Here is a 14,428-nt window from a genome sequence, read left to right on the forward strand (position 1 = left end):
GATGAGCAACTACCCGGACACCTTCGACACCACCGGACCGGCGAGTCTGGACGACTCGTACGACTACCTGAACTGGACGGCGGTGAGCGTCCACCGGGCCCTCGCCGAGCGCCCGGAGACCAGCTGGGAGCTGCTGCCCGGCCTGCTCGGCGAGACCTGGGGCGACCCGGACTGGTACCAGCGCAACGAGTGGCTGGCCGACTTCTACAACACCGTCTACCAGTACGCCAGCTCGGTCGAACCGGCGCAGATCTTCGCCGTCGACGAACTGGGCGAACCGGCGGCGGACATGGCACGTGTGATCGACTCGGTGGTACAGGGCTGGGCCACCGCCGCCCACCTGCACGCCGAGGGGGAGGACCCGGCGTACGACGAGCACGACCAGTGGTCGGAGCAGGAGCAGTGGACCGGGCACGACCAGTGGACCGGGCACGCCCAGTGGACCGACCAGGCCCACGACACCGGCCACGACCCCTCCACCGGCCACGACCCGGCGGAGTACGGACCGTCCATCGAGTACGGCCCGGCGCAGACGTACGACCCGGACGCCGTGACCGTCGACGAGCCGGACGAGGCAGAGCGGGAACCCCTGGCCGACCTCGACCCGGACGCCGCTCGGGCGGTCCTCGCCAAGGTCCTCGACGACGAGGAGGACGACCTCTCGGCGCAGGAGCAGCAGATCCTGGCGACCGTGCTGACCGTCGAGGAGTTCGGTTACCTGGCCCGCGAGTTCGAGCTGGTGTGACCGGACGGCACCGGTCGGGTCCCACCCGGCCGGTGCCGTCCGGCCCGGCGGGGGCCGCCGCCGGGCCCGCCGACCCCGACCGCCCCCTGCCGCGTCACCCGGAGCGGGGTGACCGGGCCTCGTCCCGCCACCGGCCGAGCCGGGCGAGCTGCTCGGCCTCGTGCCGGTACGCCGCCTGCTCGGCCGGGGTGACGACACCTCCCGACGCGAGCGCGACGAGCAGCCGCAGCACCCGCAGCTGCCCGAGGAGGTGCCCGGTCTCCCGGTGGACGACCAGCGCCTCCCGGGCCACCCGTGCCGCGGCCACCGGGTCGTCGACGCGCAGCGCCTCGGCCGTGGTGACCAGGGCGTGCCCCTCCCAGACCCGGTACCCGGCGGTCCGGGCGACGTCCCGGGCGTGCCCGGCCACCGCCAGCGCCTCGACCGGGTCGGTCTGCCGGTGCACCTCGGCCAACCCGATCAGCGACTCGGCCTCCTCACCGTGTGCGCCGGTCGCCCGGGCCAGCTCCAGGGCCCGCCGGTGCTCCGCCACGGCCGCCGCGTCGTTTCCCCGCCGTAGGTACGCGGTGCCCAGCACGTTGCGGGCGGCGGCCTGTTGAGCCGGGTCGCCGACCAGCTCGGCCAGGGCCAGCGCCTCGTCCGCCAGGCCGACCGCCCGGGAGAGGTCCCCCGCGTGCACGTGCAGCGCGGCCAGCCGGCGCAGGCTCTCCACCTCCGTCGGCCGGTAGCCGGTCTCCCGGCTCAGCTCCAGCGCCTCGCCGAGGTGGGCGAGCGCCTCGTCGTACCGGCCGAGGGCGTGCTCGACGTCGCCGAGGTTGCTCAGGCTGATCCCGGTGTTCATCCGCATGCCGGTCCGCCGGGTCAACGCCAGCCCCTGCCGGAAGACCTCCTCGGCTTCCCGTAGCCGGCCCATGTCCCGGTAGATCACCCCGAGGTTGCCGAGGCTGGTGCTCAGCCGCTCGGCCCCGCCGAGCCGTTCGTGGATCTCCACCGCCCGCCGGGTGAACTCCGCCGCCTCGGCCAGCCGTCCGGCCCGCAGGTGCATCAGGCCGCAGGTGCCGTGCGCCGCCGCCAGCCCCTCCGGCCAGTCCGTCCGCGTTGCCGCCTCGATCATCGCGGTGGCGTGTTCCAGCCCCACCCGGTACTCGCTGCGGCGCAGGTGCAGGCTGGCCAGCCCGAGCCGGCTGGCCGCCTCCCCGGCGTGGTCACCGGCGTCCTGCGCGGCGCGCAACGCGTGGGTCGCCGCCACGAAGCCGTCGCTGTGCGGGCGGAACTGGTAGTAGCCGCGCAGCGCGTCGGGGATCCGCCAGGCGGCCGGGTCCGCGCCGTGCTCGGCGGCGTGCGCGACGACCCGGACCAGGTTGCTCCGCTCCGCCTCCAGCCAGGCCATCGCCTCGCCGGCCGAGGCGAACCCGGCCGCTGTCCCGTCGGTGAACATGGTCGCTGTCCCCTCGGCGTCCCCGGCCGCTGTCCCGTCGGCGTCCCCGGCCGGCGGCAGGCGCAGCATCTGCGGGTAGATCGCGGCGGCGGCGGCCTCGGCACGTCGCCGGCACCAGGCGTAGAGCCGCCGGTTCGCGGCGACCCGCTCCGGTGCCGGATCCTCGGCGGTGGCCCGCTCCACCGCGTAGATGCGCAGCAGGTCGTGGAAGGTGTACCGGCCGGGGCGGGGCTGCTGCACCAGGTGCGCGGCGGCGAGCCGGTCCAGCTCCCGCGCGGCGGTGACCTCGTCCAACGCGGCGAGGGCGGCGGCCGCCGGGACCGTCACGTCCGCCCCGGGGGCCGGCCCGAGCAGCCGGAACAGGCGGCGGGTCGAGGCGGGCAGCGCCGCGTACGACAGGTCGAAGGCCGCCCGGACGGCGGCCTGGTCGTCCCCCTCGACCCGCAGGCCGGCGAGCTGGTTGCCGGCACTGAGCCGGGCGGTGTGCGCGCCGATCGGCCGACCCGGATGGTCGATCAGGTCGGCGGCGGCGATCCGCAGCGCCAGCGGCAACCGGGCGCACACCTCCGCCAGCTCGGCGATCTCGGTCGGGGCGGCGGACACCTGGTCGGCCGGGATGATCCGGGTGAGCAGGGCGCTGGCCTCGGCCCCGGTGAGCACGTCGAGGGCGATACGGCGTGCGCCGTCGATCGCGACCAGCCCGCTGAGCCGGTCCCGGCTGGTGACCAGCGCCAGGCAGCCGGGAGTGCCGGGCAGCAGCGGTCGGACCTGGTCGGCGCTCGCCGCGTTGTCGAGCACCAGCAGCATCCGGCGACCGTCGAGCAGGGTACGCAGCAGCGCGGCGGCCTGGCCCGGGTCGACCGGGATCTGCTCGGCGGGCACGCCCAGCGCGTGCAGGAACCCGGCGAGCGCCTCGCCCTCGCGGACCGGGTTGGCCGTCGAGTAGCCCCGCAGGTTGACGTAGAGCTGCCCGTCCGGGAAGTGCTGCCGCACCCGGTGGGCCCAGTGCACGGCCAGGGCGGTCTTGCCCACCCCGGCCATGCCGGTGATCGTGGCGACCACGACCGGCCCGCTGGCGCCGGTCGACGCGGCCAGCAGGGCGTCGAGCGCGGCCATCTGGCTGCTCCGGCCGGTGAAGTGGGCGACGTCGGCCGGCAGCTGGGCCGGCGGCCGGTGGTCGGGCACCCGGCGGGTTGCCGGCTCGACCGGCCGGGGCGGGGTCGCGGCGGTCGTCCCGGCCCGGGGGACGATCACCGGCAGGTCCTGTCGGAGGATGCGCAGCTGCGCCTCGCGCAGCTCGGGGCCGGGCTCCACCCCGAGCTGGTCGGCGAGGCGGTCCCGCAGTTTCCGGTGCAGGGTCAGCGCCCGGGCCTGCTGGCCGCAGGCGGCGAGGGCGAGCATCAGCCGGGCGTGCACCTGCTCGTGCAACGGCTCGTGCCCGGCCACCGCGCTGAGTTCGCGGACCGCCCGGTCCGGCAGGCCCAGCTCCACCGCGAGGGTGGCGTACGTGACGGCGGTGGCGATCCGGCGGCGGTTCAGGGCGGCGGCGGTCGGATGCTGGGCCAGACCGGGCCCGAGGTCGGTCAGGACCGGTCCCCGCCACAGGGCCAGCGCCTCGGCCAGCCGGTCCAGGCTCGACAGGTCACCGGCGACACTGCCCTCGGCCCGACCGATCAGGGCGGTGAACCGGGCCAGGTCGAGCTGCCCGGGGCCGACCCGCAGCTGGTATCCGCCACCGGCGTGCACGATCGTCGTACCGCCGCCTGTGCCGGCCCCGCCGCTCGTCCCGCTGTTCGTCCCGGCCCCGCCGCTCGTCCCGCTGCCGGGGTGGGCGAGTGCCCGGCGCAGTCGCGCCACGTAGGTGTGCACCAGGTTCAGGCAGCTGTCCGGCGGGTCGTGGCCCCAGAGCACGTCGACGATCTCCTGCCGGGAGACGGTCGTCTCCGGGTGCAGGGCGAGCAGACCGAGCAGCATCCGCTGCCGCCCCGAGCCCAGGTTGACCGGTTCCGCACCCACCCGCAGGGTCAACGGACCGAGCACCCCGATGCGCAGCGACCCCGTTTCGGCGGGTGGCTCCGGAACCGGTGGCTCGGGAACGGCCGGGCCGATGGCCTCGGCGATGCGGCGCAGCGACTCCGGACGGGGTGCCCGGACCCGGCCCTGCTCGATGTCCCGTACCGCGCGGACGCTGATCCCCGCCCGGTGGGCCAACTGCTCCTGGGTCAACCCGGCGCGCAACCGCCGGAGCCTCAGCTCAGCGCCGTCGTCCGCCATCAACCGGCTCCCCCGTCTGGACCCGCGATCCACCGGCCACCGCCGCCGACACGTGATTCTGCCGGTACGGCCGATCGGCTGACCATGATCCTCCACCATGTCCGGTGCGGGCAGGGGAGAGTGGTGGAGCCGATCGCGCACCCCGGACGGTCCGTGTGGGCAGCGGATCTGCCGGTTTCTGCCGGTGCCCGTCCAGTCCGTCGTTGCCCGGACGGGCAACCCCGCAGCTCGACGCGGATGTGACGGGGAAGGACCGTCGATCCGGCTGCGTCCAGTGTGCCGTCAGTGCCCGGACCACCGGGTTCTCTACCGTTTGAGGCCGGGTCGGACCATCACCGTCCGCTGGTTCCGCCCGTCACCCGAGACACCACCTCCGCGCCCCGACTGCCGGCCGCAACCCGGCGACCGGGGACGCCGTACCGGCGACGCTCGTCGACCCCACAGGCTAAGGAACCATCATGACCGGACGTGCGCAGGCTTACATCCGTACCCCCGACCCGATCTCCACGGCCGGTATCACCGCGGCCCTGCGCGGCCGGACGGAGATCGAGGTCGTCCCCGACGAGCGGGTCACCGCCGAGACCGTCGGCGTGGTCGCCGCCGACACGCTCGACCAGGAGGCACTGGACCTGATCCGGGCGGTCCGCCGGCTGGGCTGCCGGCGCTTCGTGCTGGTCGCGGCCGTCGAGTCGGACATGGCCCTGATCCCCGCCGTGGAGCTGGGGGTACGCGCCCTCGCCGCCCGGACCGAGGCGACCAGCCACCGGCTGGCGCAGCTCGTCGTCAGCACCGCCGCCGGGGGCGCCGCGATGCCGCCGGACGTGCTCGGCCGGCTGGTCAAGCAGGTCACCCGGTTGCAGCAGACGGTGCTCGCCCCGCGCGGCATCGACGTCAACGGGCTGTCCCACCGGGAGAGCCAGGTGCTGCGGTTGGTCGCCGACGGGATGGACACCCGGGAGGTGGCCACCCGGCTCAGCTACTCCGAGCGGACCGTCAAGAACGTGCTGCACGACATCACCACCCGGTTCCAGCTGCGCAACCGCACCCACGCGGTGGCGTACGCGGTGCGCGAGGGCCTGATCTGAGGCCCGGTGGGGTGGTCCGTGGGGGAGGCCGGGTCGGGTCAGGGCACCCGCTCCAGTGGCCCGCCACGCGGTCCCGTCAGCGCGGCGAAGTGGTCGACCAGCCGACGGTCCACACCGGATTTCCCTGCTGGTCCATATTGGACGAAGATCGGATAGCTGACAGGCGGAGGCGCGCATCGTGCGGCCTCCGTAGCCTTGCCAGCACCGCACACCGAGGAGGTTGGGTGTCTCACGTCCGGATCCAGGTCGACTTCACGCCGGTGGCCGACGACGACGAGTTCGTCCTTGACCAGCTGACCGACGAACTGGCGGATGATCTCCGCGAGATCGGCGAGGTGGAGCGCGTCGAGCAACCCGTCACCGACCCGGACGCCAAGGGCGTCGGAGAGCTGGCGCTCGGCGTGGTGACCGTCCTGGCGGGCATCGAGCCTGGGTACGTGCAGGCGCTGGTCGACGTGGTCCTGGCCTTCCTGCAACGGCACACCGGTCGTCGGGCTCACCTGCGGGTCGGCGACATCGAGCTGACCATCGACCGGCCCACCCGCAGCCAGACCGACGAAATGATCAGGATCGTGCAGGCGGCGATCGAGGGAACCCGTCGCTGATGGGGCGGCACGCCCTGCTGCTCGGAACGGCCATCTGCCACGCCGAGCGCGCGCTTGCGCCCCTGCCATCGGTGCGACAGGACGTGGCGCAGCTCAAGGCGTTGCTGGACGCTGCCGGCGAGTTCGACTCCGTGCAGCCGGCACTGGACCTGCCCGCCGCGCACATGCGTCAGGTCGTCGAGGAGTTCTACAGCGCCCGCACCAGCAGCGATCTGGCGCTGCTCTACTACTCAGGCCATGGCGTGCTGCACGACGACAGGCAATCGCTGTTCCTGGCCGCGACCGACACGGTGTGCGGGCAGTTGCACACGACCGCCTTCGACGTCGATGGTGTCCTGCGTCATCTGCTCAACCACACCAAGGCCAGCCAGAAGGTGGTCCTCCTCGACTGCTGCTTCTCCGGGGCGTTCACCGCCCGGAACCGCTTCCGTGGCGGTGTGCGCGAAGAGCCACGGCGGAGCAAGCGGGAACGCGGCACGTTCATCCTCACCTCCAGCAACCACACCAAGGCGTCGAAGGCGCAGGGGCCGGACCGGCCATCGGTCTTCACCGAGGTGCTCCTGACCGGTCTGTACGGTGCGGCCGGGGCGACGTCGGACGACGGCTGGATCACCACCAACGACCTCTCCCGTTACGTCCCGACGGAGATGGCCCGGCGCCGTCAGCACCAGCCGGTCGAGTCGAGCGAGGGGATCACCGAGCCCATCCGACTGGTGGCGGCGCCGGGTTCGGTTGCCGCCGCGAAGCAGGCCGTGGCCGCCACCGCGAGCCCGGCGGACGAGGCGCCGTTCGACGCGGACCAGTGGCGTCGCCTGGTGACCTACTACATCAACTGCATGCAGCGGTCGACGGTGCTCCAGTCCTTCATCGATTCTCGGGCGACCACCACGTACGTGGCGGCTCCGCCCGGGCCGGAGGCGGTCTTCACCTCGGAGAAGCCCGTCCGGGTCAGCGGTTCGGCCGCCAGACTCGCCGCACGGGCCCGAGCCGACGGCAAGGAGCTGCAGTACGGCTATCCGGTCGTCGCCGTCCGTTCCCATGGGCAGAGGCCGCCACGGCTGGCTCCACTACTGATGTGTGACGTGACCGTCGGCGCGGACGACTTCCTGCACGCCTCCTTCCCGCCCCGCCCCAGCGCAGCCCTCGTCGACCTGTTCCAGCTTTCCGAGGCGGAGGCGGACGAACTCCGGCAACGTGTCGAGCAGATCTTCGTGCAAGGTGATCCCGCTGCCCTTGCCGCCACCGTCGACGTGCTGATGAAGACGTTCGGACTGAATCCGGTGGTCGAGCTCGACCCGGCGGTGCTCGTCGGCACCATCCGACCGGGGCCGTTGGACGGAGTGCAGAACGCGGCCATCCTCTATGCCGTCGACGCTACGGAAGCACCGCAGCGGCAGCTCGTCGAGGATCTTCGGGACATGATCAAGAATCCGAAGCTCATCGAGAGGACCGCGTTGGGCGTGCTGGCGCTCCGTCCGGACGAGGCCCCGCCGAAGCCGGTCGTGACAGTGGCGCTGGGCCCGGCGAACGAGGCACAGGAAGAGATCATCCAAGCGGCGATGTCACAGCCGTTGACCGTCGCCCAGGGGCCGCCCGGCACCGGCAAGAGTCAACTGGTGACCGCCCTGCTGGCGACCGCCACCGCTGCCGGTGAGAGCGTGTTGATCGGTTCCACCAGCAACCAGGCGGTCGACTCGGTGCTCGGCCGGGTCGCCGAGCTGGTCGGTCCGGGCCTGTTGCTGCGTACCGGCAACAAGGAACACCGGCAGCAGGAACCCAAACACCTTGCCGACATCCTCGCCGCCTATCCGCAGGCAGAGCGGCGTACGACGCCGGACGACCGTACTCCACTGCACGAGCTGCGACTGGTGGCTGACGAGATGGCCGAGCTTCGGGAGAAGTTGGACCAGCGGCGCCTGCTCGAACGCGACCTCGCCGACCTGGCCGTGGAGCGTGACTCGGAACCGGACGCCAGCGCGGTCGACCTGCCGGAGGACGACGCCGCTCTGATGCAGCTCGTCCACCTGACCGACCGGGCGCTCTCCAGCAGGTGGTTCGGGTGGTGGTACCGGTGGCGGCTGCGGTCGTACCGGCTGGTCGACCGGGACGCCGTCGAGGTGCTGGCCGGGCGGGCCGTGATCGAGCTGCGCTGGCGGGAACGGCGGCAGCGTCTCGGCGAGCTTCCCGATGCCGACGTCACCTGGCGGAGGCTGGTCGCTCTGATCGACTCCGAACGGCCGGCCCGCAGCAACGAACTGCTGCGGGCGCAGATCGCCCGCCGGGTGGCCGCGGGAGCACGTCTCCTTCAGGATCGGGCCGACGAGATGGCCAAACAGCAGTCGAAGAGCTGGTCCTTCTTCCCCGAACTGCTGCGGGTGCTGCCGGGCTGGGCGGTGACCGCACTGTCCGCCCGGCGGCTACGCCCCAGCCCCGCGATGTACGACCTGGTGGTGATCGACGAGGCGGCGCAGTGCACCATTCCCGCGATCCTGCCCATGCTCTACCGCGCCAAGCGTGCGCTGATCATCGGTGATCCACGTCAGCTCGCGCCGGTCGTGGACCTGCCCGAGGCTGACGACGTCACCGAGCGGGCCCGGACCGACCTGAGCACCGGGTGGCTGACCACCCGTCGGCTGACCTACACCGGCCACTCCGCGTACGACGCGTTCGCCGCCGCGGCAGGCACGACGCATCTCCTCGACGAGCACTACCGGTGCCACCCGGACATCGTCGAGGTGCCGAACCGGGAGGTCTACCAGGGGCGACTCACCGTGCTGACCGATCCGGCCCGGCTGGCTGCTCCGGCCGAGCCGGCAGTGCGGTGGCGCGACGTGTCCGGCACGTTCAGCCGTGGGGCGACCGGTTCCGGGTGCAACCAGGTCGAGATCGACGAGGTCGTCGCCGAGGTGGCGGCCCTGCGGGCGACGTACCCCGACGCCTCGATCGGGGTGGTCACGCCGCTTGCCGCGCACCAGCGTCGCCTGGCCACGGCCCTGCGTGGCGCCGGCCTGACCGACAACCTGCTCTGCGCGACCATCCACCGGTTTCAGGGCAGCGAGCGGGACATCATGGTCGTGTCCCCGGTCGGGGCGCACGGGATTCCGGACCACACCCGAGGCTGGCTCGTACACCAGACCAACCTGTGGAACGTCGCCATCACCCGGGCCCGGTCCCAGCTCGTCGTGGTCGGTGACCGTTCGTGGTGGTCGACACAACGTGGGCTGCTCAAGGCTCTGGCGGTCGGCCCTGATGTCGCCGGGGCTGCCCTGGATGCCACGAGAATGCCAGCCGATCGGTTGCACCGTGCCCTTCGAGGCGCCGGCCTTGCGGTACGGCGTGACGTCTCCGTCGCCGGGTGGACGGTCGACCTCGTGGTGCGCCTCGCGGAGGTCGAGCTGGCCGTCGTCGTCGACGATCCCGCGGGAGACGCCGACGGTCGGGGCCTGCGTAAGGTGCTCGCGCGTCTGGGCATCACTGGCGGCCCCATGCCCGCTCGTCGGGTACCGGCCTGGCGTTGTCTGGCCGAGCCGGAGCAGGTGGCGGCAGAGTTGACCGAAGACCTGCGCCGGGCAGAGCAGGAGCAGGTTGGTCGGTTCACGGCGCAGTCCTCCGGGCCATCGGAGACGAGGGAACAGAGGTGATCTGCGGCTGACTGAACTGGCGGGTGGCGGTGCGGCTCGTGGCGTACCACCGCACCGGGGTGACCCGATGCCGAGCGGAACAGCCGTGACCTGCGGGTCGTGGCCTCGCGTACCGGCCCGGCCCGTCCGGGGCGGAGATCCCGTACCGTCAAGGGATGGTGTCGTCCTTAGCGGACGCTTAAGTTGCGGTTCGGTGCTCGTGAAGTTGCGGCCGTACGGTCAGGCTGTCGTTACCGTTTGTGTTCACCAGACCGGAGTCCGACCTGTCCCGGGGGAGCTTGATGCTACGACGAGGTTCAGCGATCGCGCTGGTGGCTGCGGGTACGACGGTGATGTTGGCCGTTTCCGTGCTGCCGCTCTTCGCCGACGACGACACCTCGGTCACGCTGGGTCCGGTCGCGGACACCACCGCGACCCAGGTGGTCCAGGACGGGGACAACAGCGTCAAGTCGACGCTGGCCAGCTGCCCCCGGCTCTGCGACCGCAACCCGAACGGGCGGCGGGACGCGCTGCTGGAGTTCGACGTGACCGCGCTGCCCGCCGGAGCCTGGGACATCCGCGCCACCCTGCGGGTGCACGCGTGGCAGCCGTTCACCGCCCAGGTCTTCGCCCACTTCGCGGGCGGCCCGGCGGACTTCGCCGGTGGCTGGACCGAGCGGCCGTCCCTGGGGCCCGCCCTGGACGGCGTCAGCGAGGTCGGCAAGGGGCACAACGAGTGGGACGTCAGCGAGGCGGTCACCGGTAACGGTTCCTACACGTTCGCGCTGACCCAGCAGACCCACCACACCCGGATCTACTGGGCCTCCCAGGACAACTCCCGTACCGAGCTGCGTCCCCAGCTCGTGCTGACCTACCGCGACGGAGGACGGCCCGCCCCGTCCCCGTCCCGGACGACGACCGCGCCGAAACCGTCCCCGAGCCGGACGACGGCCGAGCCGACCCCGGCCCCGACCACGGTGAAGCCCAGCCCGTCGGTCAGCGTGAGCCGCTCTCCGGCGAGCCCGACGCCGGCTCCGCCCGGCCAGGTGCCCGGCTGGCGGATGGTCTGGAACGACGAGTTCAACGGCGACGCGGTGAACCGCGCCAAGTGGAACCTGCGTACCGGTGAGGCACGGGACGTCGACAAGGGCTGCAACGTCGACAGCCCGGAGAACACCTTCGTCTCCGGCGGCGTGCTGACCCTGCGGGCGTTGCGTCAGACCGCCCAGTGCAGCTCGCAGACCCGGCAGTACACCCAGAGCTACCTGGACACCATCGGCCGCCACTCGTGGACGTACGGCCGGTTCGAGATGCGGGCCGAGTCGCCGAACGGCCCGTACGACTCGCGTGGGCTCTGGCCGGCGTTCTGGCTGCGCCCGGAGGACGGCGGCCGGGGCGAGATCGACGTGGTCGAGCTGCCCGGCGGCAACCAGTACTACCGGGCCGCCACGCAGGCCATCTTCTACGACTACACCCCGGTCAAGCAGGACCAGCGGTGGACGTTCCCGGACGGCGGGTACCCCGGCGACGGGTTCCACACGTACACCACCGAGTGGGAGCCGGACGCGATCCGCTGGTACATCGACGGACGCAAGGTGTACGAGCGCAACCGCGCCACCACGCCCTGGTTCGACGAGGTGTTCCACAAGCCGTACAACCTGCGGCTGAACTTCCAGGTCGGTGGCTGGCTCGGCGACCCGGACGGGGGCACGGTGTTCCCGGCCGACTTCCGGGTCGACTACATCCGCGTCTGGCAGCGCTAGCCACACCCTCCTTCCGGAGCAGTCGGCTCGGCGTGCCCTTCCCAGGTGGTTGCAGGGGGCCCTTCCTCATCAAAAAGCGGTAACAGGGGGCCCCTGCTACCACCCAACCCCAGCCCCCTGCTACCACCCGACCCAGGCCGCGATGCGGGTGGACGCCCGGTGCGCGTTGCGTCGGGCGTCACCTATCGTGTTCGCGCGGGCGTCCGGGTGCGGGCGCGGACAGGGGGCGGCACGGTCATGGCGGAGCGGCGGGACGGCGACCCCAGGGAGCGGCAGGACGGCATCGGCTGGGTGACCCGGGCGGTCTTCCCGGATCCCCGGCTGCGGTTGTCGGTCTCGCGGGAGCAGCCCGTCGCCACCCGGAAGGACGCGGCCGGGGCGGTGACCGTGCGGTACGCGGTGGTGCCGTCGGTGGAGCGCGCCCGCTTCCTCCTGCCGCTCGCCTCGCGGCGGGTCGGGGCGGCCTCGACCTGGGCGTACAACGCCCTCCGGCCGCCCCGGGTGCGGCTCAACCGGCTGGCGGTCGGCCTGCTCGCCGGGGTGGGGGCCACCGGGGCGGCGGGCATGCCGGTGCTGACGGTCTCCGTGCCGTCCACGGTGGACCCGGCCGAGGTGCTCCTGGTCGAGCACCTGGCCTCGGTGCTCGGCGGCCGGTTGCACGCCGCCATCGGCATCCGGCCGCCCGATCCGCACCACAAGCCGACCCTCCAGCTCTTCGACGACCGGGGCCGCCCCCGGGGGTACGCGAAGATCGGCTGGAACGACGCGACCCGGGCGATGGTCCGGGCCGAGGCGGCGGCCCTGCGCGGCCTGCCGCGTGACGGCGGTGACCTGCCCGACGCGCCCCGGCTGCTGGGCGAGGTGGGCTGGGGCGACCTCGCGGTGACCGTGGTCGAACCGATGCCCGCCGGCGTGCGTGGCCTGCGCCGTCCGGAGGAGCCCCGGATCGCCGCGATGCTGGCGGTGGCCCGGCGCGGTGGCGCGCCCCGCCCGGCCCGTCCGCTGCGCGGCTCACCGTTCCTGGCCGACCTGACCGCCCGGGCGGAGGTCGCGGGTGGTCCGGTCCGGGACGCCGTGGCCGCGCTGGCGGCCCGGGACGGCGAGGTGGCCCTGGAGTTCGGCGACTGGCACGGCGACTGGGTGCCGTGGAACCTCGGCACCCACCGGGGCCGCCTGATCGCCTGGGACTGGGAGAACGGCGGCACCGACCGGCCGGTCGGTTTCGATCTCGCCCACCAGGGCTTCCAGACCGCGTTGTCGCTGGGTGGACGGCCCGCCGCGGAGGCGGCCGAGCAGATGCGGGCCCTGCTCGACCGGCACGGAGCGGCCCTCGGGCTGGACGCCGACCGCCGCCGACTGGTGGGTGACGCTTATCTCATCGAGCTCTGGCTGCGGACGGCCGAACTCGCCGCGGGCGGTGGGGGCTGGAGTCCGAAGCTGCATCCGGCTCTTCTGGAGCTGTTGGCCGTGCGACTGGGATAGGGCGGTACGCCGGGCCGAACCTCCACGATGCGAGCAATCGGCTGCCCGTCCCTACCGGGATCGCGAGTATTCCTCTACTGTTTCACCGCTTGGTCGTGGTTCGCCGTGCCGAGACGTGGTGCCCGAATCGTCGGGACATCCGGGGCGCGGACGGGACCGGAGCATGCCGGCCGCCGGCCGGGCACGATACGCGGATCCGCCAGCCGGACGCCGGGTGGGTGCGTCCGGTGGCCGGGTCGTCGCTCCACGTCCTGCCGGGCCGACCGACCGTCCGTACCGTCCAGGAAGGACGCCCCGTGGCGTTGACCCACCTCCGTACCGTCCGCGCGGTGCCCGTACCGGTGCTGCCGGTCGGGCCGGCGGTGACCGGCCGGGGTGGATGTCCGTGACCACGCTCCTCGTCGCCTCCACCGGTGGGCACCTCGCCGAGCTGCACGACCTCGTGCCCCGGCTCGGCGTGCAGGACGACTGCGTCTGGGTGACCTTCGACTCCCCGCAGAGCCGCTCGTTGCTCGACGGGGCGGAGGTCATCCACGTGCCCCCGGCCACCAGCCGGGACCTGGTCGGCGCGGTACGCGACCTGGTGGCGGCCCGGCGGGTGCTGCGCGGTGGCCGGTTCAGCCGGGTGGTCAGCACGGGTGCCAGCGTCGCGGCCTCGTTCTTCCTCCCGGCGGTACGGTCCGGAGTGGCCTGCCACTACATCGAGAGCGCCACCCGAACGACGGGACCGTCGCTCACCGGCCGGATGGTCGCCCGGATGCCGGGGACCGGTCTGTACACCCAGTACCCCTCGTGGGCCGACGGTCGCTGGCGCTACGGCGGCTCCATCTTCGACGCCTACGTCGCCCGGGAGTCGGCCGCCAGTCGGCAGGTCTCCCGGGTCGTCGTCACCCTCGGCACCCAGAAGTACGGGTTTCCCCGGCTGCTGGAGCGGCTGACGCGGATCATCCCCGCGTCGGCCGAGGTGCTGTGGCAGGTCGGGTCGACGCGGATTCCCCGGATGCCCGCCGACGCCCGCCCGCAGGTGCCCTTCGCCGAGATGCAGCAGGCGATGCGGGAGGCGGACGTGGTGGTCACCCACGCCGGGGTCGGCTCCGCGCTGACCGCGTTGCGGGCCGGCCAGCGCGCCATCTACGTGCCCCGCCGCCGACGCCACGGCGAACACGTCGACGACCACCAGGTCGAGATGGCCCGGGAACTTGACCGCCGGGGTCTCGTCCTGGCCCGCGAGGCGGACCAGGTCAGCGAGGCGGACCTTCTCCTGGCGACCCGGTGGACGGTCTCCGCCCGGAAGGAGGTGGAGCCGTTCCGATGGACGAACCCGACCTGATGCCCGAACGGTCCGCGACGGCCGGATTACGGCACGTACGGACCAGTCGGGTGATGCGCGCCGGTCACCGGCGCAGCAAGCTACGC

8 protein-coding genes are annotated in these 14,428 nt (G+C 72.9%); 7 read left to right on the forward strand and 1 reads right to left on the reverse strand.

Annotation, left to right across the window (positions count from 1 at the left end):
* Nucleotide 1: 1 nt before the first annotated feature.
* The gene (locus tag IGA62_RS18070) at nucleotides 2–745 is read left to right on the forward strand and encodes a hypothetical protein (RefSeq protein WP_145819659.1); all 744 of its coding nucleotides are present in this window, start codon (nucleotides 2–4) and stop codon (nucleotides 743–745) included.
* Nucleotides 746–839: 94 nt separating this feature from the next.
* On the opposite strand, the gene IGA62_RS18075 is transcribed toward IGA62_RS18070, so the two are convergent.
* Nucleotides 840–4,457, reverse strand: a complete 3,618-nt coding sequence (locus tag IGA62_RS18075) for a BTAD domain-containing putative transcriptional regulator (RefSeq protein WP_186500026.1) — start codon at nucleotides 4,455–4,457, stop codon at nucleotides 840–842.
* A gap of 458 nt (nucleotides 4,458–4,915) precedes the next feature.
* On the opposite strand from IGA62_RS18075, the gene IGA62_RS18080 reads away from it, so the two are divergent.
* From IGA62_RS18080 to IGA62_RS18105, 6 genes are all read left to right on the forward strand, one after another.
* Complete coding sequence (locus IGA62_RS18080; protein ID WP_145819655.1) at nucleotides 4,916–5,542, forward strand: helix-turn-helix transcriptional regulator; 627 nt, start codon at nucleotides 4,916–4,918, stop codon at nucleotides 5,540–5,542.
* 224 nt (nucleotides 5,543–5,766) lie between these two features.
* Complete coding sequence (locus tag IGA62_RS18085) at nucleotides 5,767–6,147, forward strand: hypothetical protein (protein ID WP_145819653.1); 381 nt, start codon at nucleotides 5,767–5,769, stop codon at nucleotides 6,145–6,147.
* Nucleotides 6,147–9,788 (forward strand): caspase, EACC1-associated type, encoded by a 3,642-nt coding sequence (locus tag IGA62_RS18090; RefSeq protein WP_145819651.1) that lies wholly within the window; start codon nucleotides 6,147–6,149, stop codon nucleotides 9,786–9,788. Before IGA62_RS18085 ends, IGA62_RS18090 begins: the two co-directional genes overlap by 1 nt.
* 332 nt (nucleotides 9,789–10,120) lie before the next feature.
* Nucleotides 10,121–11,530 (forward strand): glycoside hydrolase family 16 protein, encoded by a 1,410-nt coding sequence (locus IGA62_RS18095; RefSeq protein WP_145819650.1) that lies wholly within the window; start codon nucleotides 10,121–10,123, stop codon nucleotides 11,528–11,530.
* A 237-nt stretch (nucleotides 11,531–11,767) separates the two neighbouring features.
* A complete protein-coding gene (locus tag IGA62_RS18100; RefSeq protein WP_145819649.1) occupies nucleotides 11,768–13,012 on the forward strand; it encodes a hypothetical protein in 1,245 nt (414 codons plus the stop codon).
* Between the two features lie 385 nt (nucleotides 13,013–13,397).
* On the forward strand, nucleotides 13,398–14,342 hold the full coding sequence (locus IGA62_RS18105; protein ID WP_145819648.1) for a glycosyltransferase: 945 nt from the start codon (nucleotides 13,398–13,400) through the stop codon (nucleotides 14,340–14,342).
* Nucleotides 14,343–14,428: the final 86 nt, after the last annotated feature.

The sequence above is a fragment of the Micromonospora sagamiensis genome, from assembly GCF_014680085.1.
Taxonomy (GTDB): domain Bacteria; phylum Actinomycetota; class Actinomycetes; order Mycobacteriales; family Micromonosporaceae; genus Micromonospora; species Micromonospora inyonensis.

Excerpts from the sequence above, each read along its gene's own strand:
- IGA62_RS18100 (WP_145819649.1), top strand. The coding sequence starts at position 11,768 with ATGGCGGAGCGGCGGGACGGCGACCCCAGGGAGCGGCAGGACGGCATC.
- IGA62_RS18090 (WP_145819651.1), top strand. The coding sequence starts at position 6,147 with ATGGGGCGGCACGCCCTGCTGCTCGGAACGGCCATCTGCCACGCCGAG.
- IGA62_RS18095 (WP_145819650.1), top strand. The coding sequence starts at position 10,121 with ATGTTGGCCGTTTCCGTGCTGCCGCTCTTCGCCGACGACGACACCTCG.
- IGA62_RS18075 (WP_186500026.1), bottom strand. The coding sequence starts at position 4,457 with ATGGCGGACGACGGCGCTGAGCTGAGGCTCCGGCGGTTGCGCGCCGGG.
- IGA62_RS18080 (WP_145819655.1), top strand. The coding sequence starts at position 4,916 with ATGACCGGACGTGCGCAGGCTTACATCCGTACCCCCGACCCGATCTCC.
- IGA62_RS18070 (WP_145819659.1), top strand. The coding sequence starts at position 2 with ATGAGCAACTACCCGGACACCTTCGACACCACCGGACCGGCGAGTCTG.